Genomic DNA, 23,568 nt, shown 5'->3' on the forward strand with positions numbered 1-23,568 from the left:
CAAAAAAGGCGCGCCATCTTCAAGATGGCGCGCCTTTTTTTGTGGCCGCGTGTCAGTGGGATTAACGTGCCACTCTTGTTTTGATTCTCAATATCATTTAATAATAAATATCATTACCGGATGAGTGTGGATCATGAGTTCTGTCCTGCATGAGGATCCTTACCTTGAAAGCTGGCGCTGGATGAGTCGCCAGATTCGCTGCGGCCTCGATCCCAACGAGCCGCGCCTGATCGAACATTACCTCAATGAGGGTCGATACCTGGCGTGCTGCACCGCGACCCATCCGTGGACGATCGCTGAAACCTCATTTCGCCTATTGCTCGACACCGCCAGTGATATCGCACTGCCCTGGCACTGGCGCTCCGTGTGCCTGGACCAGGCCTGGCGCCCCCTGCGTGACCTGGAAAAACTCTCCCACTGTGCCTGCCGCCTCAAACGCTGGCAGACCTTTGCCTGGCAATTGGCGACCTGCGAATTGCTGCCGTCTATTTCTGTTTCTGACTTGGTGCAAGGATCTAACGATGAGTAACACCCGTATCGAACGCGACAGCATGGGCGAACTGCAAGTGCCTGCCGAGGCCCTCTATGGTGCGCAAACCCAACGCGCGGTGAATAACTTTCCGATCAGCAACCAACGCATGCCGGCGCAATTCATCCGCGCCCTGATCCTGGCCAAAGCCGCTGCTGCCAAGGTCAACGTCGATCTCAAGCAAATCAGCGAAGGGCAGGGCAAGGCCATTGTCGATGCCGCCCAGGGCTTGCTGGAGGGCGACTTCATGCAGCACTTCCCGGTGGATATCTTCCAGACCGGCTCCGGCACCAGCTCCAATATGAACGCCAACGAAGTGATTGCGACCCTCGCCAGCCGTGTGCTGGGCGAGTCGGTCAACCCGAACGACCACGTGAATTGCGGCCAAAGCAGCAACGACATCATTCCAACCACTATCCACGTCAGCGCCGCGTTGGTCTTGCACGAACAAACGCTGCCGGCCCTGCTGCACCTGGTGCAGGTGATCGAGCGGAAGGCTGAAGAGGTTCACCCGTTCATCAAGACCGGCCGCACGCACCTGATGGACGCCATGCCGGTGCGCATGAGCCAGGTGCTCAACGGCTGGGCGCAGCAGCTCAAGGCCAATATCGGTCATCTGCAGGACCTTCTGCCGAGTCTTCAGGCGCTGGCCCAGGGCGGCACGGCGGTCGGTACCGGGATCAACGCACACCCTGAATTTGCTGCGCGTTTCAGCCAGCAACTGAGCAGCCTGACCGGCGTGAAATTCACCCCCGGCAAAAACCTGTTTGCCTTGATTGGCTCCCAGGACACTGCCGTCGCCGTGTCCGGCCAATTGAAGGCCACCGCCGTGTCGCTGATGAAAATCGCCAACGACCTGCGCTGGATGAACTCCGGTCCGCTCGCCGGCTTGGGTGAAATTGAGTTGGAAGGCCTGCAGCCTGGCTCTTCGATCATGCCTGGTAAGGTCAATCCGGTGATTCCTGAAGCGACTGCCATGGTCGCCGCGCAAGTCATCGGGAATGACACGGTGATCACCGTCGCCGGTCAGTCGGGCAATTTCGAGCTGAACGTGATGCTGCCGATCATCGCGCAGAACCTGTTGAGCAGCCTTGAGCTGCTGGCCAACGCCAGCCACCTGCTGGCGGACAAGGCCATCGCCAGTTTCAAGGTCAATGAAGCGAAGCTAAAAGAAGCACTGTCGCGCAACCCGATCCTGGTCACTGCACTCAACCCGATCATCGGTTATCAAAAAGCTGCTGAAATCGCCAAGAAGGCCTATCAGCAAGGCCGTCCGGTGATTGACGTCGCTCTCGAGCACACCGACTTGCCGCGTAGCCAACTGGAGATCCTGCTGGATCCGGAAAAGCTCACGGCCGGCGGCGTGTAATCAACGACCCTGCTTTGGAGGCTCACCATGGAGCACTGGAAACGCACGATCGAACGGGCCAATCGCTGCTTTATGGCAGGCGAGCTGGTCGACGCTCGCGAGGCCTATTTGCAAGCCCTGGCCCTGGCCCAAGTGTTGTTCGAACGCTGGGCGGATGCCGACGAAGCAGTGGCGGCGTGCGTCATTTCCCATCACAACCTGGCGGACCTGCACCTGCGCCTGAACCAACCGGAGGAGAGCGCGGAATACCTCTGCGCTATCCACCAGCGCCTGCTGCAGACCATGCAGGACCCGCGACTCAGCCCGCAATTGCGGGAAGCGGCCCTGCGCCAGAGCAGCAAAACCTACGTCGAGCTGTTGAATTTCATCAGCGATCACGGCGAGTACCCGCGTACTCATCGTTTGTTAGGCGGCACTGCGGCACAGCCGACCACGCCTCAATACGGAGCACATTGATATGACTTACACCTTGCCTGCCTTGCCTTACGCGTACGACGCCCTGGAGCCGCATATTGATGCGCAAACCATGGAGATCCACTACAGCAAGCATCACCAGACTTACATCAACAACCTCAACGCTGCGGTAGAGGGCACTGAATTCGCCGGCTGGCCGGTCGAGAAGCTGGTGTCCAGCGTGCAGCAACTGCCGGAAAAACTGCGTGCCGCCGTGATCAACCAGGGCGGCGGCCATGCCAACCACTCGTTGTTCTGGGCGGTGATGTCACCCAAAGGTGGCGGCAAACCCGAAGGTGCATTGGGCAAAGCCATTGATGAACAGCTTGGCGGTTTTGATAGCTTCAAGGAGGCCTTCACCAAAGCGGCGTTGACGCGTTTCGGCAGCGGTTGGGCGTGGCTCAGTGTCACCCCGCAAAAGACCCTGGTGGTGGAGAGCAGCGGCAACCAGGACAGCCCACTGATGAACGGCAACACGCCGATCCTAGGCCTGGACGTGTGGGAACACGCCTATTACCTGCTGTACCAGAATCGCCGCCCGGAATACATCAACGCCTTCTACAGTGTTATCAACTGGCCAGAAGTTGCAGACCGCTACCAGGCCGCCGTGGCCTGACATCCACCTTCATAACAAGACCTAAGGCCGACTATGGGCACTGAAACACTGGCGATCAGCAGCGGGCGAATGTTTCGTTATGCGTTTGGCTCGCTGCTGCTACTGGCAGGTACTGCATTGCTGGTGGCCCACGGGCTGGCCTGGCTGGACCTGGAACCGCGGATTCTACGCGCCCTGCAGGGCGGCTCCATTTGCGCGCTCGGCACTGCGCTCGGTGCGGTCCCGGTGCTGGTGATTCGCCATATGCCGGTCGCGTTGAGCGATACATTGCTGGGCTTTGGTGCGGGGGTCATGTTGGCGGCGACGGCGTTTTCGCTGATCGTGCCGGGCATTGCCGCGGCAGAAGGCTTGGGGCTTTCGCCCTGGAGCGCCAGCGGCTTGATCAGCTTCGGCATCATGCTGGGAGCGTTCGGGCTGTATCTGGTTGACCGCAAGGTCTCCGGCGCCAGTCCGGAAATGCTGGTCGGCACGCCGGATAAACCGGTGATCCCGCCGCGTATCTGGCTGTTTGTGTTTGCCATCATCGCCCACAACATTCCCGAAGGCATGGCGGTCGGTGTATCCGCTGGCGGCGGTATGCCGGATGCCGACAGCCTTGCCATGGGGATTGCCCTGCAAGACGTGCCCGAAGGCTTGGTGATTGCGTTGGTCTTGGCCGGGGCCGGCATGTCGCGGATCAAGGCATTCCTGATCGGCGCGGCGTCAGGTCTGGTGGAGCCCGTGTTTGCTGTGCTCTGTGCCTGGCTGGTAAGCCTGGCAGAAGTGCTATTACCGTTGGGCCTGGCCCTGGCCGCTGGTGCGATGCTGCTGGTCGTCACTCACGAGGTGATCCCCGAGTCGCGCCGCAATGGTCACGAAAAGCTCGCCAGCCTGGGACTGTGCATCGGTTTTTGTTTGATGATGGTGATGGACACGGCGCTGGGGTGAGGTCGTTGCGACTTCATCCCGCCTCAAAGGGTGAGTTTACTCACCCTCATCAAAGTAGTTATTGATCAACGCCACCAGGGCATCCATCGCTTCCTGCTCTTGTTCACCTTCTGTCTTCAAGTGAATCTTGGTGCCTTTGCCGGCGGCCAGCATCATCATGGCCATGATGCTTTTGCCATCGACCATGGACTCTGGCGTGCGTCCGGCGCGGATCTGGCAAGGGAACTGTCCGGCAACGCCGACGAACTTGGCTGACGCCCGGGCGTGCAAGCCCAGCTTGTTGATGATTTCAATTTCCAGAGCGGGCATCGCGCAGGTGTTCCTTTCAGCTGAGGTCGCGGTGGCGGACCTGGACGTTCTTGAGGGTTTTTTGCAGCACCTGGCCCAGGCGCTCGGTCAGATAGACGGAGCGGTGGTGACCGCCGGTGCAGCCGATGGCAATGGTGACATAGGCCCGATTGCTGGCAGCAAATCGGGGTAACCATTTGAGCAAGTAGCTGGAAATGTCCTGGAACATCTCCTCCACATCCGGTTGTGCAGCCAGGTAATCGGCGACGGGCTGATCCAGTCCGGACTGATCACGCAGTTCCGGCTTCCAATAAGGGTTGGGCAGGCATCGCACATCGAATACCAAGTCGGCGTCGACCGGCATGCCGCGCTTGAAACCAAACGACTCCACCAGAAACGCCGTGCCTGGCTCCGGTTGGTTCAGCAGGCGCAGCTTGATGGCATCGCGCAGCTGGTACAGGTTAAGGCTGGTCGTGTTGATCTTGAGGTCGGCGAGGTCAATGATCGGTCCCAGCAGCTTGGTTTCATCTTCGATGGCTTCTGCCAGCGAGCGATGAGGGCTGCTGAGGGGGTGACGCCGGCGGGTTTCGGAGAACCGCTTGAGCAGTGTCTCTTCGTCGGCATCCAGGTACAGCACATCGCAATGAATGTGCTTGGCCCGCACTTCCTCGAGCAATTGCGGGAATCGCTCCAGGTGGCTGGGCAGGTTGCGGGCATCAATCGAAACGGCGACCAGGGGTTGAGCCAGTTCAGTGTGGATCAACGCGCGTTCTGCCAATTCCGGCAGCAGGCCGGCGGGCAGGTTATCGATGCAATAGAAACCGTTGTCCTCAAGAACATTGAGGGCGGTACTTTTACCCGAGCCGGAGCGGCCGCTGACGATGATCAAGCGCATGGTTACTGCCCGTTCTGTTCATCCAGGACAACCTGGTACAGCGCCTCATTGCTGCTGGCGCTGCGCAGTTTGTCGCGTACGTCCTTGCGGTCGAGCATGCTGGCGATCTGCCGGAGCAGTTCCAGGTGCGCATCGGTGGCAGCTTCCGGGACCAGCAGAACGAACAGCAGGTCGACCGGGGCACCGTCGATGGCGTCGAAATCGATAGGGGCGTCCAGGTGCAGCAGGGCGCTGACAGGTGTCTCGCAGCCTTTGAGGCGGCAGTGGGGAATGGCGATGCCGTTGCCAAAACCGGTCGAGCCAAGTTTTTCACGGGCAATCAGTGCCTCATACACAGCTTGCGTATCCAGTTCGGGCACTTCACGGCCGATCAGGTTGGCAATTTGTTCGAGGGCGCGTTTTTTACTGCCACCCGGCACGTTCACGAGGGAACGGCCGGGGGTCAGGATGGTTTCAAGTCGGATCATGGGGGGAGAGTTAACGACCTGTACCTTGCATCAGGTGCAGATTCTTTTCCTTATGCTTTATGAGTTGGCGGTCCAGCTTGTCGTAGAGCGAGTCGATCGCCGCGTACATGTCTTCATGTTCCGCATTGGCGACGAGCTTGGCATTCGGTACATGCAGGGTGGCCTCGATTTTCTGCTTGAGCTTGTCGACCTCCATGATGACCTGCACGTTGGTGATCTTGTCAAAATGCCCCGCAAGCTTGTTCAACTTGCTTTCGGTGTACTCACGCAGGGGCTTGGTAACTTCCAGTTGGTGTCCACTGATGTTGACTTGCATACAGCTTCTCCTTCGTTGCCAGTGCATAACGCGACGGGTAGGAATACCCGCCACTGGTCTGCATTTTAAAACTGCCTGCGCGTCGATCTTGCCTGATCGCCGCTAGGCGAGTTTTAAAACGCATCCCGGAACGCTGTGGCCCGCCCGTCACATCAAACGCTTACGCTCGCTGGAAGGCGCGATCCCAAGGGATTCGCGGTACTTGGCGACGGTTCGACGGGCGACCTGAATGCCTTGTGCCTCCAGTAAACCAGCGATCTTACTGTCACTCAATGGCTTTTTCTGATTTTCAGCAGCAACCAGTTTTTTGATGATCGCGCGGATCGCCGTGGACGAGCATTCACCGCCTTCGGAGGTGCTGACGTGGCTGGAGAAAAAGTATTTCAGTTCATAAATACCCCGAGGGGTATGCATGAATTTTTGCGTGGTCACCCGGGAAATCGTCGATTCATGCATGCCGACCGCTTCGGCGATGTCATGCAGCACCAGCGGTTTCATCGCTTCGTCGCCGTACTCCAGGAAGCCGCGCTGATGCTCGACGATCTGGGTGGCGACTTTCATCAGGGTTTCGTTGCGGCTTTGCAGGCTCTTGATGAACCAGCGCGCTTCCTGCAACTGGTTGCGCATGAAGGTGTTGTCGGCACTGGTATCGGCGCGACGTACGAAGCCGGCGTATTGCGGGTTCACCCGCAGGCGCGGCACCGATTCCTGGTTCAGCTCTACCAGCCAGCGCTCGTTGTCCTTGCGCACAATCACATCGGGAACCACGTATTCGGCTTCGCTCGATTCGATTTGTGAGCCAGGACGCGGGTTGAGGCTCTGTACCAGCTCGATGACCTGGCGCAGGTCGTCTTCCTTGAGCTTCATGCGGCGCATCAACTGGCTGTAGTCGCGGCTGCCCAGCAGGTCGATGTAATCGGTCACCAGGCGCTGGGCTTCGGCGAGCCAGGGGGTCTTGGCCGGTAACTGGCGCAATTGCAGCAACAGGCATTCGCTGAGGGTGCGTGCGCCGATGCCGGCGGGCTCGAACTGTTGGATGCGGTGCAGGACGGCTTCGATCTCGTCCAGCTCGATATCCAGCTCCGGATCGAAGGCTTCAAGAATTTCTTCGAGCGTCTCGTCCAAGTAACCCTGGTTATTGATGCAGTCGATCAGGGTCACGGCGATCAAGCGATCGGTGTCCGACATCGGCGCAAGGTTCAGTTGCCACAGCAGGTGGCTCTGCAGGCTCTCGCCAACGGAGGTGCGGGTGGTGAAGTCCCACTCGTCATCGTCATTGCTGGGCAGGCTGCTGGCGCTGGTCTGGTAGACGTCTTCCCAGGCCGTGTCGACCGGAAGCTCGTTGGGAATGCGTTCGTTCCAGTCGCCTTCCTCAAGGTTATCCACCGTAGGGGCGGTTTCCTGGTAGGAGGGTTCCTGCACGTCGGGATTGGGTTTTTGCTCGATATTATCGGCCAGCGGGTCTGCATTATCGAAGTCGTCGCCTTCCTCCTGGCGTTCGAGCATCGGATTGGACTCCAGGGCCTCCTGGATTTCCTGTTGCAGGTCCAGGGTCGACAATTGGAGCAGGCGGATGGCCTGTTGCAGCTGCGGTGTCATCGTCAGCTGCTGGCCCATTCTCAGGACTAGCGATGGTTTCATGGCAGGGGCTTAACACCTTATTCGCCGGCGCAATGCGCCATCCACGACAGGGCGCGTGAGCGCCAAACATAAGCAAATTATATGCCTGATGTCGGGGGCTTTGCCTAGAGCGCGGTAACAATAAAAATCCGGAGGTTTTCATTGACTCCCGCGCACCTTGGCGAACAGCCGTGACACCACGGTGTTTACAGGCGGAACTCGTGACCCAGGTACACTTCCTTGACCAGCTCGTTGGCCAGGATGGTGGCGGAATCACCTTCGGCGATCAGCTGGCCATCGTTGACGATATACGCTGTTTCGCAGATATCGAGGGTCTCACGGACGTTGTGGTCGGTGATCAGCACGCCAATGCCCTTGGCCTTGAGGTGATGGATGATCTGTTTGATGTCGCCCACCGAGATCGGGTCGACGCCCGCAAACGGTTCGTCCAGCAGGATGAACTTGGGCGCAGTGGCCAGGGCGCGGGCGATTTCCACACGGCGACGCTCACCGCCGGACAGGCTCATGCCGAGGTTGTCGCGGATATGGTTGATGTGGAACTCCTGCAGCAGGCTTTCCAGCTCCTTGCGACGGCCGTCACGGTCGAGTTCCTTGCGGGTCTCGAGGATGGCCATGATGTTATCGGCGACCGACAGTTTGCGGAAGATCGACGCTTCCTGCGGGAGATAGCCGATACCGGCGCGGGCGCGGCCGTGCATCGGCTGGTGGCTCACGTCCAGGTCGTCGATCAGTACGCGGCCCTGATCCGCCTGGACCAGGCCGACGATCATGTAGAAGCAGGTGGTCTTGCCGGCGCCGTTAGGGCCGAGCAAGCCGACGATCTGGCCGCTGTCGATCGACAGGCTGACGTCGCGCACGACCTGACGGCTTTTATAGGCCTTGGCCAGATGCTGGGCTTTCAGGGTTGCCATTACTCGGCCTTCTTCTTCGGCTGGATGACCATGTCGATCCGTGGACGAGGTGCAGTGACCTTGTTGCCATTGGCGCGACCGGCGTTAGCGATCTGTTTCACGGTGTCATAGGTGATCTTTTCACCTTCCGTGGAGTTGCCGTCCGGGCTGAGTACTTTCGCCTGGTCGATCAGTACGATGCGGTTCTGCTGGGCGTGATACTGGATGGTCTTGCCGTAGCCCTTCATCGGACCGGTATCGGCAGCGGACTGCTTCTGTTCGAAGTAAGCCAGGTTGCCGACCGAGGTCACCACATCAATGTCGCCAGCCGGGGTGCGAGTCAGGGTCACGGTATTACCAGTGATCTTCATCGAGCCTTGGGTGATGATCACGCCGCCGGTATAGGTGGCGACGCCTTGTTTATCATCCAACTGCGCATCGTCAGCCGAGATGTGGATCGGTTGCTGGCTATCGTTCGGCAGAGCCCAGGCGCTCACGCTTCCCAGTGCTGCGCCCAGACCGAGCAAAATAGGGAGAGTTTTAACGAGCCTCATACTGTCCTCTTACGTTCGATAGCAGGTGTATCCTGCTTTCTTTCAAATACGCTTTCATTCCCTTGCCAGTCGATACACCGCCAGCGCCGTCGATTCTAACGTCTTGCTCGGTCTGCGCATATTGCTTCTGCGGGAATACGGTCATGCGACTGCTGGTAATCACGGTCTCACGTTTTTTATCGTCAGTGCGCGCAACGCGCACCGAGTCGATCAGTTCCACCTCGGTACCGTCCGGGTTGACCTCGCCACGTTTGCTGGTGACGTGCCATGGGAACTCGGTACCGCGGTAAATGTTCATGTCGGGGTTGGTCAGCAGGGTGACTTCGCTGGCCTTGACGTGTTCGACCTTGTCCGAGGTCATCTCGTACTGCACTTTGCCGTCGGGCAGGAACTGCACGCTCTTGGCATTGGTGGCGTAATAGTCGATAGCGCCTTCGTCAACCTGTGCGGCAGGCTGGTCGAGAAAGCGCTCCGGGCTGATATTCCAGTAGCCCACCGCCAGGAACAGCGCAGCGATGACCCCGAATAACAGGAAGTTGCGAATCTTTTTGCTCAGCATAAAACGCTCTATAAGTAGGCGGCGTGGGCCGCTTCAAGGCTACCCTGGGCTCGCAGGATCAGCTCGCAGAACTCGCGTGCGGCACCTTCACCGCCACGGGCGGTAGTGATGCCATGGGCGTGCTCGCGAACAAAGGCTGCCGCGTTGGCGACCGCCATGCCCAGGCCCACTCGGCGGATCACCGGCAAGTCGGGCAAGTCATCGCCCAAGTAGGCGACCTGCTCATAGCTTAGGTTGAGTTGGCCAAGAAGCTCGTCCAGAACCACCAGTTTATCCTCGCGGCCCTGATACAGGTGAGGAATCCCCAGGTTTTGTGCGCGACGTTCCACAACGGGGGTTTTTCTGCCGCTGATAATCGCCGTTTGCACGCCCGACGCCATCAGCATCTTGATGCCCTGGCCGTCGAGGGTGTTAAAAGTCTTGAATTCACTGCCGTCTTCGAGGAAGTACAAGCGGCCATCGGTCAGCACGCCGTCAACGTCGAAAATCGCCAGCTTGATGTTTTTACCGCGTTGCAACAGGTCGCTGGTCATTTACATCACTCCCGCACGCAGCAAGTCGTGCATGTTCAGGGCGCCAATCGGGCGGTCGTCGCCATCGACCACCACCAGTGCGCCGATCTTGTGGTCTTCCATGATTTTCAAGGCCTCGGCTGCCAGCATTTCGGGGCGCGCGGTCTTGCCGTGAGGTGTCATCACTGCGTCGATGCTGGCGGTGTGGATGTCGATGGTGCGGTCCAGGGTGCGGCGCAAGTCACCGTCGGTGAACACCCCGGCCAGGCGGCCATCGGCTTCCAGGATCACCGTCATGCCTAAACCCTTGCGAGTCATTTCCATCAGCGCGTCCTTCAGCAGGGTGCCGCGCTGGACGTGGGGCAACTCATCACCCGAGTGCATGACGTTTTCCACTTTCAGCAGCAGGCGGCGGCCCAGGGCGCCCCCCGGGTGCGAAAACGCAAAGTCCTCGGCGGTAAATCCACGCGCCTCCAGCAGCGCCACCGCCAGGGCATCACCCATCACCAGGGCGGCAGTGGTGGAGGAAGTCGGCGCCAGGTTCAGCGGGCAGGCTTCGTGGTCCACGTGAACGTTGAGGTTGACTTCGGCGGCCTTGGCCAGCGTCGATTCCGGGTTGCCGGTGATGCTGATCATCTGGATGCCCAGGCGCTTGATCAGCGGCAACAGGGTCACGATTTCGTTAGTGCTGCCGGAGTTGGACAGCGCCAGGATGATGTCATCCTTGGTGATCATGCCCATGTCGCCGTGACTGGCTTCGGCGGGGTGCACGAAAAACGCGGTGGTCCCGGTGCTGGCCAGGGTGGCGGCGATCTTGTTGCCAACGTGGCCCGACTTGCCCATGCCGACCACGACAACGCGGCCCTTGCTGGCCAGAATCATCTCGCAGGCGCGTACGAAATCTGCGTCGATATGCGCCAGCAAGCCTTCTACGGCTTCAAGCTCGAGGCGGATGGTGCGTTGTGCGGATTGAATAAGGTCGCTGGATTGGCTCATGTCTGAAATCGTATAGCCTGACGAAAAGTCGGCGATTATAGCGGTAATGATCAATTCCCTCACGCAAGTTCGTCAGGGTTTGTTCGCGGTGCGCTTGGGATTCCCTCCTTAGTAACATAGCTGGCAACGTTTTTTCCCTGTCCCGGATCTGAACAAGCACTGTTCCGGCCTTGGGCGCCCTGCACCAGCAGTGATATAGTTCGCGGCCAGTTCGGTCCGCTCTGCCCATGTGGCCATCGATTGCGCAACTATTGTGCGGCTGATGCAAACGTTTGTCGCAAGCGTGGTGTCTGAGTGAGAGGCTGCATCCCAAGGAGTTTAGATGAGTGCCGATAACGCCTACGCGGTCGAGCTGAAGGGACTGACCTTCAAGCGCGGGACGCGCAGCATCTTCAATAACGTCGATATCCGCATTCCGCGCGGCAAGGTCACGGGCATCATGGGGCCTTCTGGTAGTGGCAAGACCACCCTGTTGCGCCTGATGGGCATGCAATTGCGGCCCAGTGCCGGCGAAGTGTGGGTAAACGGCCAGAACCTGCCGACGCTGTCGCGCAGCGATCTGTTCGACGCGCGTAAGCACATGGGCGTGCTGTTCCAGAGCGGTGCGCTGTTTACCGACCTTGATGTGTTCGAGAACGTGGCGTTTCCGCTGCGTGTGCATACCCAACTGTCTGACGAAATGATTCGTGACATTGTGTTGCTGAAACTGCAGGCCGTAGGCCTGCGCGGTGCCATCGACCTGATGCCCGACGAACTGTCCGGCGGTATGAAGCGTCGTGTGGCCCTGGCCCGCGCCATTGCCCTCGACCCGCAGATCCTCATGTATGACGAGCCCTTCGTCGGTCAGGACCCTATCGCCATGGGCGTGTTGGTGCGCCTGATCCGCTTGCTCAACGATGCACTGGGCATCACCAGCATCGTGGTCTCCCATGATCTTGCAGAAACCGCGAGCATTGCCGATTACCTCTATGTCGTCGGCGATGGCCAGGTTCTGGGGCAGGGCACGCCCGAAGAACTGATGAACGCTGATAACCCGCGCATTCGCCAATTCATGACCGGCGATCCTGATGGCCCTGTGCCTTTTCACTTTCCGGCAGCGGATTACCGCTCAGATCTTCTGGGGAAGCGCTGATGCGCAAGACATCTCTTATCGAAAAGGTTCGCCTTTTCGGTCGCTCGGGCATCGACATCGTCGAAGTGCTGGGCCGTTCGACGATTTTCCTGTTTCACGCCTTGCTCGGCCGCGGCGGCATAGGTGGCGGCTTCGGCCTACTGGTCAAGCAGTTGCATGCTGTAGGTGTGATGTCCCTGGTGATCATCGTGGTCTCCGGGGTGTTCATCGGCATGGTGCTGGCGCTGCAGGGCTTCAATATTCTGTCCAGCTATGGTTCGGAGCAGGCGGTGGGGCAGATGGTCGCCCTGACGTTGTTGCGAGAGCTGGGGCCGGTGGTGACCGCTTTGCTGTTCGCCGGGCGTGCGGGTTCCGCGCTGACCGCCGAAATCGGCAACATGAAGTCCACCGAGCAGCTGTCCAGCCTGGAAATGATCGGCGTGGACCCGCTCAAGTACATTGTTGCCCCGCGTCTGTGGGCCGGCTTCATTTCCCTGCCACTGCTGACGATCATCTTCAGCGTGGTGGGTATCTGGGGCGGTTCGTGGGTGGCGGTGGACTGGCTCGGCGTCTACGACGGCTCTTACTGGGCCAACATGCAAAACAGCGTGACGTTCACGGGCGACGTGCTCAACGGCATCATAAAGAGCATCGTTTTCGCCTTTGTAGTGACCTGGATCGCCGTATTCCAAGGCTACGACTGTGAGCCCACTTCAGAAGGGATCAGTCGTGCCACCACCAAGACCGTTGTGTACGCCTCGCTGGCGGTACTGGGCCTTGACTTCATTTTGACCGCCTTGATGTTTGGAGATTTCTGATGCAAAACCGCACTGTGGAAATCGGTGTCGGCCTTTTCTTGCTGGCTGGCATCCTGGCTTTACTGTTGTTGGCCCTGCGAGTCAGCGGTCTTTCGGCCAGCCCCACCGCCGATACTTATAAACTTTACGCGTACTTCGACAATATCGCCGGTTTGACTGTCAGAGCTAAAGTGACCATGGCCGGTGTGACGATCGGCAAGGTCACTGCAATCGATCTGGACCGCGACAGCTTCACCGGTCGAGTGACAATGCAGCTGGATAAGAAGGTTGATAATCTGCCGACCGACTCCACTGCATCTATCCTCACTGCGGGGCTGCTGGGCGAGAAGTACATCGGTGTCAGCGTGGGCGGGGAATCAGCCCTGCTCAAGGATGGCTCGACAATCCACGACACACAGTCGTCGCTGGTGCTTGAAGACCTGATCGGTAAATTCCTGCTTAATACGGTCAATAAAGACGCCAAATGAGGAATCTGTACATGATCTCTACCTTGCGACGTGGCCTTCTGGTACTGCTTGCAGCGCTGCCGTTGATGGCCAACGCAGCGGGTTCTGCCCACGATCTGGTGCAGGACACGACCAACAAGATGTTGGCTGACCTGTCGGCCAACAAAGAAAAGTACAAACAAGACCCGAGTCAGTTCTACAACGCGCTCAATACCATTGTGGGGCCGGTGGTGGATGCTGAAGGCATCTCCAAAAGCATCATGACGGTCAAGTATTCGCGCAAGGCTACGCCGGCGCAGATGCAGACCTTCCAGGAAAACTTCAAGAAAGGCCTGTTCCAGTTCTACGGCAACGCTCTTCTTGAATACAACAACCAGGGCATTACCGTCGCTCCTGCCGGGGATGAGTCGGGTGATCGCACCAGCGTCAACATGAGCGTCAAGGGCAACAATGGTGCGGTCTACCCTGTGCAGTACACGCTGGAGAAGGTCAACGGCGAGTGGAAGCTGCGTAACGTGATCATCAACGGCATCAACATTGGCAAGCTGTTCCGTGACCAGTTCGCGGATGCGATGCAGCGCAATGGCAACGATCTGGACAAAACCATCAATGGTTGGGCCGGTGAAGTCGCCAAGGCCAAGGAAGAGACCGATAAAGCTGCTGGGAAGCCCGCGCAATGATCGAGTCGGCTGTTCGTCTCGGCGACGCCGGCGAGCTGTTCATCAGTGGCGTGCTGGATTACCGCACCGGGCCTGACCTGCGCAAGCAGGGTCAGGCACTGATCAAGACCAGCACTGCGCCTGCGTTGGTGCTGGACTGTTCGGCCGTGACCAAGTCCAGCAGCGTCGGTTTATCGCTGTTGCTGTGCTTCATGCGCGATGCCGAAGCGGCCAAAAAAGCGGTCAGCGTTCGGGCGTTGCCCGAAGACATGCGCGAAATTGCCGAAGTTTCCGGTCTGACCGAACTGCTGGCGCACCCCTAATACACATTATTAAAGAGGCCCCCCGTCAGAGTCCTGCTATGCGGGGTTCGCAGGCGCGGGGCTTTTTTGTATGATGTGCGACCCGCGCGCACTGGGCGCCGATAGAGGTTGAGCATGCAGGCCCTAGAAGTTAAGAGCTTTCTTGAAGGAAAGCTGCCGGAAACGACCGTAGAAGTTGAAGGCGAAGGCTGCAACTTCCAGCTGAACGTGATTAGCGATGAACTGGCGGCACTCAGCCCGGTCAAGCGTCAGCAGCAGATCTATGCCCATTTGAACCCGTGGATCACCGATGGCAGCATCCATGCGGTCACTATGAAATTTTTCAGCCGCGCGGCCTGGGCCGAGCGCACCTGAGCTCCCAAGGCGTCGAGATTCTTATGGATAAATTGATTATTACCGGCGGTGCCCGCCTTGATGGCGAGATTCGCATCTCCGGTGCAAAAAACTCCGCCTTGCCGATCCTGGCAGCGACCCTGCTGTGCGATGGCCCGGTCACCGTGGCCAACTTGCCGCACCTGCACGACATCACCACCATGATCGAGTTGTTCGGTCGCATGGGTATCGAGCCGGTTATCGACGAGAAATTGTCGGTTGAAATCGACCCGCGCACCATCAAGACCCTGATCGCTCCGTACGAACTGGTGAAAACCATGCGTGCGTCGATCCTGGTGTTGGGCCCGATGGTTGCCCGTTTCGGTGAAGCCGAAGTGGCCCTGCCTGGTGGTTGCGCCATCGGCTCGCGTCCGGTGGACCTGCACATCCGTGGCCTCGAAGCCATGGGCGCGACCATCGACGTCGAAGGCGGCTACATCAAGGCCAAGGCGCCGGAAGGCGGCCTGCGTGGCGCCAACTTCTTCTTTGATACCGTCAGCGTGACCGGTACCGAGAACATCATGATGGCCGCTGCCCTGGCCAACGGCCGCAGCGTCCTGCAAAACGCCGCGCGCGAGCCGGAAGTGGTCGACCTGGCCAACTTCCTGATCGCCATGGGGGCCAACATCACCGGCGCCGGCACCGACACCATCACCATCGACGGCGTAAAACGCCTGCACCCGGCCACCTACAAGGTGATGCCGGACCGCATCGAGACCGGTACCTACCTGGTTGCCGCCGCCGTTACCGGTGGCCGCGTCAAGGTCAAGGACACCGATCCGACGATCCTGGAAGCGGTCCTGGAAAAGCTGCGCGAAGCCGGTGCCGAAATCACCACCGGCGAAGACTGGATCGAGCTGAACATGCACGGCAAGCGTCCTAAAGCCGTCAACGTGCGTACCGCTCCGTACCCGGCGTTCCCGACCGACATGCAAGCGCAGTTCATTTCCTTGAACGCCATTGCCGAAGGCACCGGTGCCGTGATCGAGACCATCTTCGAAAACCGTTTCATGCACGTGTACGAACTGCACCGCATGGGCGCGAAGATCCAGGTTGAAGGCAACACCGCCATCGTCACCGGCACCGAGAAGCTCAAGGGCGCGCCAGTCATGGCCACCGACCTGCGGGCTTCGGCCAGCCTGGTGATCTCTGCGCTGATCGCCGAAGGCGACACCCTGATCGACCGCATCTACCACATAGACCGTGGCTACGAGTGCATCGAAGAAAAACTGCAGATGCTCGGCGCGAAAATCCGCCGCGTACCGGGCTAGTCCCCGGCGCTGCAAACACCTTAACCGTGGCGAGGGAGCTTGCTCCCGTTGGACTGCGCAGCAGTCCCGCTTTTGAGGGCCGCTTCGCGACCCAGCGGGAGCAAGCTCCCTCGCCACAGGAAGGTGTTTGTTGTTAAATGGTTTGTTTCAAATCGGGGCTGTAATGGCCTCGATCTGTGTCTGGCGCCGTTCGCGACCGGACAGCAATAGCCTGATGAAGGACTGACGTTTCCCATGTTGACCATCGCACTGTCCAAGGGCCGCATCCTTGACGACACGTTGCCGCTTCTGGCTGAAGCGGGCATCGTGCCGACCGAGAATCCGGACAAGAGCCGCAAGCTGATCATCCCCACGACCCAGGACGACGTTCGCCTGTTGATCGTGCGGGCTACCGACGTGCCCACCTACGTTGAACATGGCGCGGCCGACCTCGGTGTCGCGGGTAAAGACGTGCTGATGGAATACGGCGGCCAGGGCTTGTACGAGCCATTGGACCTGCGTATCGCTCTGTGCAAGCTGATGACCGCCGGCCGTGTCGGTGATGTCGAGCCCAAGGGCCGCCTGCGCGTGGCAACCAAGTTCGTCAACGTCGCCAAGCGCTACTACGCCGAGCAAGGTCGTCAGGTCGACATTATCAAGCTGTACGGCTCGATGGAGCTGGCGCCGCTGATCGGCCTGGCCGACAAGATCATCGACGTGGTCGACACCGGCAACACCCTGCGTGCCAACGGTTTGGAGCCGCAGGATTTCATTGCCGATATCAGCTCTCGCCTGATCGTCAACAAAGCATCGATGAAGATGCAGCACGCCCGTATCCAGGCGTTGATCGACACCCTGCGCAAGGCAGTGGAGTCGCGACACCGCGGTTGACCTACCTGCGTAGCTGAAAAGCTACGCCCGTCTATCCGCCTCATACCAGAATTCTCAGGTGCCCAAGCGGAAACGACTGCTGGAAAGGTGCGCTGACGTTCAATAACGAAGCGCGTTATTGAACGTCAGCGCACCTTCGGGCGCCTGAGTTTTTGCCAATTCTATTGAGGCCCTCGCTATGACCACGTCCACTGCAATTGCCCGACTCAACGCTGCCGACCCGGATTTCGCCCATCATCTGGATCATCTGCTGAGCTGGGAAAGCGTGTCCGACGACTCGGTCAACCAGCGGGTGCTCGACATCATCAAGGCCGTGCGTGAGCGCGGTGATGCGGCGCTGGTGGACTTCACCCGCCAGTTCGACGGCCTGGACGTCAAGTCCATGTCTGACCTAATCCTGCCACGCGAACGCCTTGAGCTGGCCCTGACACGCATCACCGCGCCGCAGCGCGAGGCCCTGGAAGTGGCGGCGTCTCGCGTGCGCAGCTACCACGAAAAGCAGAAACAGGACTCCTGGAGCTACACCGAGGCTGACGGCACGGTGCTGGGCCAGAAGGTCACGCCGCTGGACCGCGCTGGTTTGTACGTGCCGGGCGGTAAGGCGTCGTATCCGTCATCGGTGTTGATGAACGCAATCCCGGCCAAAGTGGCGGGCGTGACCGAAGTAGTCATGGTGGTACCGACCCCGCGCGGTGAAATCAACGAGCTGGTGCTGGCTGCCGCTTGCATCGCCGGTGTCGACCGCGTGTTCACCATCGGTGGCGCCCAAGCCGTCGCCGCCCTGGCCTATGGCACCGAAAGCGTACCGAAAGTCGATAAAGTGGTCGGTCCCGGCAACATCTACGTCGCCACTGCCAAGCGCCACGTGTTTGGCCAGGTCGGTATCGACATGATCGCCGGCCCTTCGGAAATCCTCGTGGTATGCGACGGCCAGACCGATCCGGACTGGATCGCCATGGACCTGTTCTCCCAGGCCGAGCACGATGAAGACGCCCAGGCGATCCTGGTCAGCCCGGACGCCGAGTTCCTCGACCAAGTGGCGGCCAGCATCAATAAGCTGCTGCCGACCATGGAGCGCGCCGAGATCATCGAGAAGTCGATCAATGGCCGTGGCGCATTGATCCTGGTGCGCGACATGGAGCAGGCCATCGAAGTGGCCAACCGCATCGCGCCGGAGCACTTGGAGTTGTCCGTAGCCGACCCACAAGCCTGGCTGCCGTCGATTCGCCACGCCGGTGCGATCTTCATGGGCCGCCACACCAGCGAAGCCCTGGGCGACTACTGCGCGGGCCCGAACCACGTGCTGCCGACCTCCGGCACCGCGCGTTTCTCGTCGCCGCTGGGCGTGTATGACTTCCAGAAGCGTTCGTCGATCATCTTCTGCTCGCCGCAAGGCGCCTCCGAACTGGGCAAGACCGCTTCCGTGCTGGCCCGAGGTGAATCCCTGAGTGCCCACGCCCGCAGCGCCGAATACCGCATCCTTGAAGAGAAGGGGAACTGAAACATGAGTAAATTCTGGAGCCCTTTCGTCAAGGACTTGGTGCCTTACGTACCCGGCGAACAACCCAAGCTGACCAAGCTGGTCAAGCTCAACACCAACGAAAACCCCTACGGCCCATCGCCCAAGGCGTTGGCGGCGATGCAGGCCGAGTTGAACGACAACCTGCGCCTGTACCCGGACCCCAACAGTGACCTGCTCAAGCAGGCGGTGGCCACGTATTACGGGATCGACGCCGGTAAAGTTTTCCTCGGCAACGGTTCCGATGAAGTCCTTGCACACATCTTTCACGGTCTGTTCCAGCACGATTTGCCGCTGCTGTTCCCGGACATCAGCTACAGCTTCTACCCGGTTTACTGCGGTCTTTATGGCATCAAGTCCGACCCGGTGCCGCTGGACGAGCAGTTCCAGATCCGCGTGGCGGACTACGCCAAGCCCAACGGCGGGATCATCTTCCCCAACCCGAACGCGCCTACTGGCTGTGTGCTGGCGCTGGACGCGGTGGAGCAGATCCTCAAGGGCAGTCCGGATTCGGTGGTGGTGGTCGATGAAGCCTATATCGACTTCGGCGGCGAAACCGCGATCAGCCTGGTAGACCGCTACCCGAACCTGTTGGTGACCCAGACCCTGTCCAAATCGCGCTCGCTCGCCGGTCTGCGCGTGGGCCTGGCCGTGGGCCACCCGGACCTGATCGAAGCGCTGGAGCGGGTCAAGAACAGCTTCAACTCTTATCCACTGGATCGCCTGGCGATTGTCGGTGCAGCGGCGGCGTTCGAAGACCGTGAGTATTTTGAGAATACGTGCCGGTTAGTCATCGATAGCCGTGACAAGCTGGTCGCTCAATTGGAGGAGAAGGGTTTTGAGGTGTTGCCGTCGGCAGCCAACTTCATCTTTGCCCGCCACCCTGAGCACGACGCTGCCAGCCTGGCGGCCAAGTTGCGGAAGCAAGGGGTGATCGTACGGCACTTCAAGCAGGCGCGGATTGCCCAGTTCCTGCGGATCAGCATCGGCACGCCTGAGCAGAACCAGGCGTTGATCGATGGGCTCGGTGAGCTCTAAGCCACACTGAAGAGCAAAATGTGGGAGGGGGCTTGCCCCCTCCCACATTGGGTTTCGCGGTGCTGGTTAGAGCAATGGCTCATCCGGCTTTTTGTTCTTCCAGCCATCATTGCCTGGCAGCAGCAGGTTCAAACCAATCGCCACCACCGCGCACAGGGCGATGCCCTTGAGGCCGAAGTCGTCCGGGCCGGTGCCGGTACCCACCAGCACACCGCCAATCCCGAACACCAACGTCACCGACACGATCACCAGGTTGCGTGCCTCGCCCAGGTCGATCTTGTGGCGGATCAGTGTGTTCATCCCCACCGCAGCAATCGAGCCGAACAGCAGGCACAGAATCCCGCCCATCACCGGCACCGGGATGCTCTGCAGCAGCGCGCCGAACTTACCGATAAACGCCAGGCTGATGGCAAACACCGCCGCCCAGGTCATGATCTTCGGATTGTAGTTCTTGGTCAGCATCACCGCGCCGGTCACTTCGGCGTAGGTGGTGTTCGGCGGGCCGCCAAACAGGCCGGCGGCCGTGGTGGCAATGCCGTCACCCAGCAAGGTACGGTGCAGGCCGGGCTTCTTCAGGTAGTCGCGACCGGTCACGCTGCCCACCGCAATCACACCGCCGATATGTTCGATCGCCGGGGCCAGGGCCACCGGGACGATAAACAGGATCGCCTGCCAGTTGAATTCCGGCGCGGTGAAGTGGGGCAGGGCGAACCAGGGGGCGGCGGCGATCTTCGCGGTGTCGACCACGCCAAAGTAGAACGACATGGCAAAACCCACCAGCACGCCGGAGATGATCGGCACCAGGCGGAAAATACCCTTGCCGAACACCGCCACGATCAGGGTGGTCAGCAGCGCCGGCATCGAGATCAGCATCGCCGTCTGGTAGTGGATCAGCTCGGCACCGTCGCCGGATTTACCCATCGCCATGTTGGCGGCAATCGGCGCCATGGCCAGGCCGATCGAAATGATCACCGGGCCGATGACCACTGGCGGCAGCAACCGGTCGATAAACCCGGTGCCCTTGATCTTCACCGCCAGGCCCAGGAAGGTATAAACGAAACCGGCCGCCATCACCCCGCCCATCGTCGCCGCGAGGCCGAACTGGTCCTTGGCGAGAATGATCGGGGTGATGAAGGCAAAGCTCGACGCCAGGAAGACCGGCACCTGTCGCCCTGTCACCACCTGGAACAGCAAGGTGCCCAGGCCTGCGGTGAACAGTGCGACGTTTGGATCAAGGCCTGTGATCAGCGGCATCAACACCAGCGCGCCAAATGCTACGAAGAGCATCTGTGCGCCAGACAGGATCTGGCGCCAAAGCGGGTCGTTGAATTCATCCTGCATGCTCACGCGTCCTTCTGCTTGGTGCCGAAGATCTTGTCACCGGCATCGCCCAGGCCTGGGATGATGTAGCCGTGTTCGTTGAGGCGCTCATCGATGGACGCGGTGTAGATCTGCACGTCCGGGTGGGCCTTCTCGACGGCAGCGATGCCTTCGGGCGCGGCAACCAGCACCATGGCGCGGATGTCCTTGCAACCGGCTTTCTTCAGCAGGTCGATAGTGGCAACCATGGAACTGCCGGTGGCGAGCATCGGGTCGATGATCATCGCCAGGCGCTCGTTGATTTCCGGGACCAGTTTTTCCAGGTAGGTATGGGCCTGCAGCGTTTCTTCATTGCGGGCGACGCCGACGGCGCTGACCTTGGCGCCCGGGATCAGGCTGAGTACGCCTTCGAGCATGCCGATACCGGCGCGCAGGATCGGCACCACGGTGATTTTCTTACCGGCGATCTTCTCGACTTGGACGGTACCGGCCCAGCCTTCGATATCGTAGGTTTCCAGGGGTAAATCTTTGGTGGCTTCGTAAGTGAGCAACGCTCCGACTTCCTGAGCGAGCTCACGGAAGTTCTTCGTGCTAATGTCGGCGCGGCGCATAAGGCCGAGCTTGTGTCGGATCAGCGGGTGGCGGATCTCGCGAGTGGGCATGGGAAAGGCTCCGGCGGCGGGCAAAAAAACCGGCCTAGATTAATCTATCCGAGGGTGTTGTCCTATAGACATCTAGTACGTTAGTCCATTAAGGCTTGCTCGGAGCGCATGAGAAGCGTACCTTCGCCCGCTTTTCTTGCCACAGCACCCCCTTGGAGAGCGCCATGTCCGCTGATCTCGAGCATATCCGTCAAATCATGCGCGAGGCTGACTGCCTGTACACCGAAGCGCAAGTCGAAGAGGCGATCGCCAAGGTTGGCGCGCACATCACCCGCGAGATGGCCGACACTAACCCGGTGGTCTTCTGCGTGATGAACGGTGGCCTGATCTTCGCCGGCAAATTGCTCACCCATCTGCAATTTCCGCTTGAAGCGTCCTACCTGCACGCCACCCGCTATCGCAACGAAACCAGCGGCGGCGACCTGTTCTGGAAAGCCAAGCCGGAAGTCTCCTTCATTGATCGCGACGTGCTGATCATCGATGACATTCTCGACGAAGGTCACACCCTGGGCGCGATCATCGACTTCTGCAAACACGCCGGCGCGCGCAAAGTGCACACCGCCGTGCTGATCGACAAAGACCACGACCGCAAGGCCCGCCCTGAGCTCAAAGCCGATTTCGTCGGCTTGCCGTGCATCGACCGTTACATCTTCGGTTATGGCATGGACTACAAGGGCTACTGGCGCAACGCCAATGGCATTTACGCCGTCAAAGGGATGTAAGCCATGGCCCGTTTTCTTGATCAGACGCTGTTTGCCGAACTGGCCGAGAAAGCGGGCGCCAGCCCTCGTGGCCGGCACCACCACAACTTCCACCAGATGGAAGAACCCTGTCATCGCCTGGCCGTGGGCCTGCAACCTGACACCTATGTCCCGCCCCATCGGCACCTGAGCGCGGATAAGGCCGAAACCTTGTTGGTGCTGCAGGGCCGTTTGGGCTTGCTGGTTTTCAGCGACACCGGCGAAGTGCTCGCCAAGCGCGTCATGCAGGCGGGTGGTGAATGCTCGGGCGTTGATCTGCCGCCGGGTGTATTCCATGGCCTGGTGGTGCTGGCGCCCGACACGGTGATGTTCGAGTGCAAGGCCGGGCCTTATCGTCCTGTGGGCGAGGGTGAGCTGGCCGACTGGGCGCCCCGCGAAGGCGAGGCCGGCGTGGCCGAGTATCAACGCTGGATGCTTACCCAGTTCAGTTGAGCTACAGTGCTGGGCTACCTCGCACGGAGCGGCCCATGAGCCTGTTGATTCGCACCTGCGCCGCCTTGGCGCTGACCCTCAGCTTACCCCTCGCAGCGGCGCCTGCGCCGATGCACAGCCAATTCCTGCCGGCGGACGACCTCACCCTGCGTGCCGAAATCCCTGAACAGCAGCAACTGCTGCAAGTCACTGAGTACGCAGTGGTGGTGGGCAACCAGCGCCAATCCAACCAGCAACCGATCCCGGTGACCTCGCCGCTGATGATCCGCCTCAAGGGCAAGTCCTTGAACAAAGGCGCAACAATCAGCCAAGTGGTGCTCAATTTTGACGCTGAAAGCAAAAGCCTGAAAAAGCCGGTGTATGACGACTCCAGCAAAACCCTGACGCTGTCTTACCCCATGGCTCAATACCGGGTGATTGTCGACCTGCTGCGCAATGACACGGTGTATGTGCAGTTCCTCAGTTATGCCAATGGGCATATCTGGGCAGATTTGCATACCGGTGCGGTACGTACCCAATAGCAAGAACACTGAAAAGCTAATGTGGGAGGGGGCAAGCCCCCTCCCACATCGAATCTCCAGCGCTTTCGAAGCCCGCGTCGCACAGGTAGACTTCAAACCCCGTGTAAATGTCTGCAGGCTGGAGTCGGTAATGCGTAAAGATAAGAAACAGGTGATTGGTGACGAGATCGGTGACGATCAGATCAAGTTGTTCCTGGACTTCGAGCCGGTCGACGCGACTTCACCGTCCCTGCACAAACTGATCAAGGCCTACCGTGGCCTGCGTATCGACGACTTCGAACGGTTCCTGGGCTTCTTCAAGGAAGCTGGCCTGGACCTCGACGGCAAGGATGAGCATGGCCAGACCTTCGTCGATCTGATCAAGGATCAGCGCCACGCGGACGAGTACATCGAACTGATCGAAAACGCTCGCGGCTGATTATCCGAGACATAA

At 59.7% G+C, this 23,568-nt stretch carries 31 protein-coding genes; 19 read left to right on the plus strand and 12 right to left on the minus strand.

All coding sequences use genetic code 11. The annotated features are described in order from the left end of the window. Window positions 1-133: 133 nt before the first annotated feature. The 5 genes from ACI512_RS08370 to ACI512_RS08390 are packed head-to-tail and all read left to right on the plus strand — an operon-like array spanning window position 134 to window position 3,894. Complete coding sequence (locus ACI512_RS08370) at window positions 134-529, plus strand: hypothetical protein (RefSeq protein ID WP_012722232.1); 396 nt, start codon at window positions 134-136, stop codon at window positions 527-529. After that, a complete protein-coding gene (locus ACI512_RS08375; protein ID WP_012722233.1) occupies window positions 522-1,898 on the plus strand; it encodes an aspartate ammonia-lyase in 1,377 nt (458 codons plus the stop codon). The genes ACI512_RS08370 and ACI512_RS08375 overlap by 8 nt, the downstream gene beginning before the upstream one ends. A gap of 27 nt (window positions 1,899-1,925) precedes the next feature. Then, a complete protein-coding gene (locus tag ACI512_RS08380) occupies window positions 1,926-2,354 on the plus strand; it encodes a hypothetical protein (protein ID WP_012722234.1) in 429 nt (142 codons plus the stop codon). A gap of 1 nt (window position 2,355) precedes the next feature. Then, a complete protein-coding gene (locus ACI512_RS08385; protein ID WP_064054765.1) occupies window positions 2,356-2,967 on the plus strand; it encodes a superoxide dismutase in 612 nt (203 codons plus the stop codon). A gap of 33 nt (window positions 2,968-3,000) precedes the next feature. After that, window positions 3,001-3,894, plus strand: a complete 894-nt coding sequence (locus tag ACI512_RS08390) for a ZIP family metal transporter (RefSeq protein ID WP_064054766.1) — start codon at window positions 3,001-3,003, stop codon at window positions 3,892-3,894. Window positions 3,895-3,930: 36 nt separating this feature from the next. On the opposite strand, the gene ACI512_RS08395 is transcribed toward ACI512_RS08390, so the two are convergent. The 10 genes from ACI512_RS08395 to ACI512_RS08440 all read right to left on the minus strand — a co-directional run bounded on the left by ACI512_RS08395 (window position 3,931) and on the right by ACI512_RS08440 (window position 11,012). Then, window positions 3,931-4,203 (minus strand): HPr family phosphocarrier protein, encoded by a 273-nt coding sequence (locus ACI512_RS08395; protein WP_012722237.1) that lies wholly within the window; start codon window positions 4,201-4,203, stop codon window positions 3,931-3,933. Between the two features lie 16 nt (window positions 4,204-4,219). Then, window positions 4,220-5,077 carry an RNase adapter RapZ gene (gene rapZ, locus ACI512_RS08400; RefSeq protein WP_012722238.1) on the minus strand — a complete coding sequence of 286 codons (858 nt, stop codon included), beginning with the start codon at window positions 5,075-5,077 and terminating at the stop codon, window positions 4,220-4,222. Between the two features lie 2 nt (window positions 5,078-5,079). Then, window positions 5,080-5,544 carry a PTS IIA-like nitrogen regulatory protein PtsN gene (gene ptsN, locus ACI512_RS08405; protein ID WP_012722239.1) on the minus strand — a complete coding sequence of 155 codons (465 nt, stop codon included), beginning with the start codon at window positions 5,542-5,544 and terminating at the stop codon, window positions 5,080-5,082. A gap of 10 nt (window positions 5,545-5,554) precedes the next feature. After that, complete coding sequence (gene hpf / locus ACI512_RS08410; RefSeq protein WP_003171804.1) at window positions 5,555-5,860, minus strand: ribosome hibernation-promoting factor, HPF/YfiA family; 306 nt, start codon at window positions 5,858-5,860, stop codon at window positions 5,555-5,557. A 147-nt stretch (window positions 5,861-6,007) separates the two neighbouring features. After that, window positions 6,008-7,501 (minus strand): RNA polymerase factor sigma-54, encoded by a 1,494-nt coding sequence (locus ACI512_RS08415; RefSeq protein ID WP_064054767.1) that lies wholly within the window; start codon window positions 7,499-7,501, stop codon window positions 6,008-6,010. A 185-nt stretch (window positions 7,502-7,686) separates the two neighbouring features. Next, window positions 7,687-8,412, minus strand: a complete 726-nt coding sequence (gene lptB, locus ACI512_RS08420; RefSeq protein ID WP_003171806.1) for an LPS export ABC transporter ATP-binding protein — start codon at window positions 8,410-8,412, stop codon at window positions 7,687-7,689. Beyond that, complete coding sequence (gene lptA / locus ACI512_RS08425) at window positions 8,412-8,945, minus strand: lipopolysaccharide transport periplasmic protein LptA (RefSeq protein ID WP_012722241.1); 534 nt, start codon at window positions 8,943-8,945, stop codon at window positions 8,412-8,414. Before lptA ends, lptB begins: the two co-directional genes overlap by 1 nt. Beyond that, window positions 8,932-9,504, minus strand: coding sequence for an LPS export ABC transporter periplasmic protein LptC (gene lptC / locus ACI512_RS08430; RefSeq protein ID WP_012722242.1), 573 nt, complete (start codon window positions 9,502-9,504; stop codon window positions 8,932-8,934). The genes lptA and lptC overlap by 14 nt, the downstream gene beginning before the upstream one ends. Window positions 9,505-9,512: 8 nt before the next feature. Beyond that, on the minus strand, window positions 9,513-10,037 hold the full coding sequence (locus tag ACI512_RS08435) for an HAD family hydrolase (RefSeq protein ID WP_010213109.1): 525 nt from the start codon (window positions 10,035-10,037) through the stop codon (window positions 9,513-9,515). Beyond that, complete coding sequence (locus ACI512_RS08440) at window positions 10,038-11,012, minus strand: KpsF/GutQ family sugar-phosphate isomerase (protein WP_012722243.1); 975 nt, start codon at window positions 11,010-11,012, stop codon at window positions 10,038-10,040. 322 nt (window positions 11,013-11,334) lie between these two features. On the opposite strand from ACI512_RS08440, the gene ACI512_RS08445 reads away from it, so the two are divergent. The 10 genes from ACI512_RS08445 (at window position 11,335) to hisC (ending at window position 19,439) form a co-directional block, all read left to right on the plus strand. Continuing rightward, a complete protein-coding gene (locus ACI512_RS08445; protein ID WP_012722244.1) occupies window positions 11,335-12,144 on the plus strand; it encodes an ATP-binding cassette domain-containing protein in 810 nt (269 codons plus the stop codon). Further along, window positions 12,144-12,941 (plus strand): lipid asymmetry maintenance ABC transporter permease subunit MlaE, encoded by a 798-nt coding sequence (gene mlaE, locus ACI512_RS08450; protein ID WP_012722245.1) that lies wholly within the window; start codon window positions 12,144-12,146, stop codon window positions 12,939-12,941. The genes ACI512_RS08445 and mlaE overlap by 1 nt, the downstream gene beginning before the upstream one ends. Continuing rightward, entirely contained in the window at window positions 12,941-13,408 is a 468-nt protein-coding gene (gene mlaD / locus ACI512_RS08455; RefSeq protein ID WP_012722246.1) for an outer membrane lipid asymmetry maintenance protein MlaD, read from the plus strand. Before mlaE ends, mlaD begins: the two co-directional genes overlap by 1 nt. An 11-nt stretch (window positions 13,409-13,419) precedes the next feature. Further along, window positions 13,420-14,067, plus strand: a complete 648-nt coding sequence (locus ACI512_RS08460) for a phospholipid-binding protein MlaC (RefSeq protein WP_012722247.1) — start codon at window positions 13,420-13,422, stop codon at window positions 14,065-14,067. Continuing rightward, window positions 14,064-14,369 (plus strand): lipid asymmetry maintenance protein MlaB, encoded by a 306-nt coding sequence (locus ACI512_RS08465; RefSeq protein WP_012722248.1) that lies wholly within the window; start codon window positions 14,064-14,066, stop codon window positions 14,367-14,369. The genes ACI512_RS08460 and ACI512_RS08465 overlap by 4 nt, the downstream gene beginning before the upstream one ends. 114 nt (window positions 14,370-14,483) lie before the next feature. Beyond that, a complete protein-coding gene (locus ACI512_RS08470) occupies window positions 14,484-14,723 on the plus strand; it encodes a BolA family protein (protein WP_003188597.1) in 240 nt (79 codons plus the stop codon). A 23-nt stretch (window positions 14,724-14,746) separates the two neighbouring features. Further along, entirely contained in the window at window positions 14,747-16,012 is a 1,266-nt protein-coding gene (gene murA, locus ACI512_RS08475; protein WP_024073479.1) for a UDP-N-acetylglucosamine 1-carboxyvinyltransferase, read from the plus strand. A 234-nt stretch (window positions 16,013-16,246) separates the two neighbouring features. After that, window positions 16,247-16,882 carry an ATP phosphoribosyltransferase gene (hisG, locus tag ACI512_RS08480; protein ID WP_003188599.1) on the plus strand — a complete coding sequence of 212 codons (636 nt, stop codon included), beginning with the start codon at window positions 16,247-16,249 and terminating at the stop codon, window positions 16,880-16,882. 178 nt (window positions 16,883-17,060) lie between these two features. Beyond that, window positions 17,061-18,383, plus strand: coding sequence for a histidinol dehydrogenase (gene hisD, locus ACI512_RS08485; protein WP_064054769.1), 1,323 nt, complete (start codon window positions 17,061-17,063; stop codon window positions 18,381-18,383). A gap of 3 nt (window positions 18,384-18,386) precedes the next feature. Then, entirely contained in the window at window positions 18,387-19,439 is a 1,053-nt protein-coding gene (gene hisC, locus ACI512_RS08490; protein WP_236378539.1) for a histidinol-phosphate transaminase, read from the plus strand. 66 nt (window positions 19,440-19,505) lie between these two features. On the opposite strand, the gene ACI512_RS08495 is transcribed toward hisC, so the two are convergent. Both ACI512_RS08495 and upp read right to left on the minus strand, forming a co-directional pair. Further along, a complete protein-coding gene (locus ACI512_RS08495; protein ID WP_236378537.1) occupies window positions 19,506-20,780 on the minus strand; it encodes a uracil-xanthine permease family protein in 1,275 nt (424 codons plus the stop codon). A gap of 2 nt (window positions 20,781-20,782) precedes the next feature. Next, window positions 20,783-21,421 (minus strand): uracil phosphoribosyltransferase, encoded by a 639-nt coding sequence (gene upp, locus ACI512_RS08500; protein ID WP_012722253.1) that lies wholly within the window; start codon window positions 21,419-21,421, stop codon window positions 20,783-20,785. Between the two features lie 164 nt (window positions 21,422-21,585). Between upp and ACI512_RS08505 the strand changes: the two genes are divergently transcribed. From ACI512_RS08505 to ACI512_RS08520, 4 genes are all read left to right on the plus strand, one after another. After that, window positions 21,586-22,143 carry a hypoxanthine-guanine phosphoribosyltransferase gene (locus ACI512_RS08505; protein WP_012722254.1) on the plus strand — a complete coding sequence of 186 codons (558 nt, stop codon included), beginning with the start codon at window positions 21,586-21,588 and terminating at the stop codon, window positions 22,141-22,143. A 3-nt stretch (window positions 22,144-22,146) separates the two neighbouring features. After that, complete coding sequence (locus ACI512_RS08510) at window positions 22,147-22,614, plus strand: WbuC family cupin fold metalloprotein (RefSeq protein WP_236378535.1); 468 nt, start codon at window positions 22,147-22,149, stop codon at window positions 22,612-22,614. A gap of 35 nt (window positions 22,615-22,649) precedes the next feature. After that, a complete protein-coding gene (locus ACI512_RS08515; RefSeq protein ID WP_236378533.1) occupies window positions 22,650-23,135 on the plus strand; it encodes a hypothetical protein in 486 nt (161 codons plus the stop codon). Window positions 23,136-23,265: 130 nt separating this feature from the next. Then, the gene (locus ACI512_RS08520) at window positions 23,266-23,553 is read left to right on the plus strand and encodes a PA4642 family protein (protein ID WP_012722257.1); all 288 of its coding nucleotides are present in this window, start codon (window positions 23,266-23,268) and stop codon (window positions 23,551-23,553) included. Window positions 23,554-23,568: the final 15 nt, after the last annotated feature.

The sequence above is a fragment of the Pseudomonas petroselini genome, assembly GCF_045037875.1.
Classification (GTDB): Bacteria; Pseudomonadota; Gammaproteobacteria; order Pseudomonadales; family Pseudomonadaceae; genus Aquipseudomonas; species Aquipseudomonas petroselini.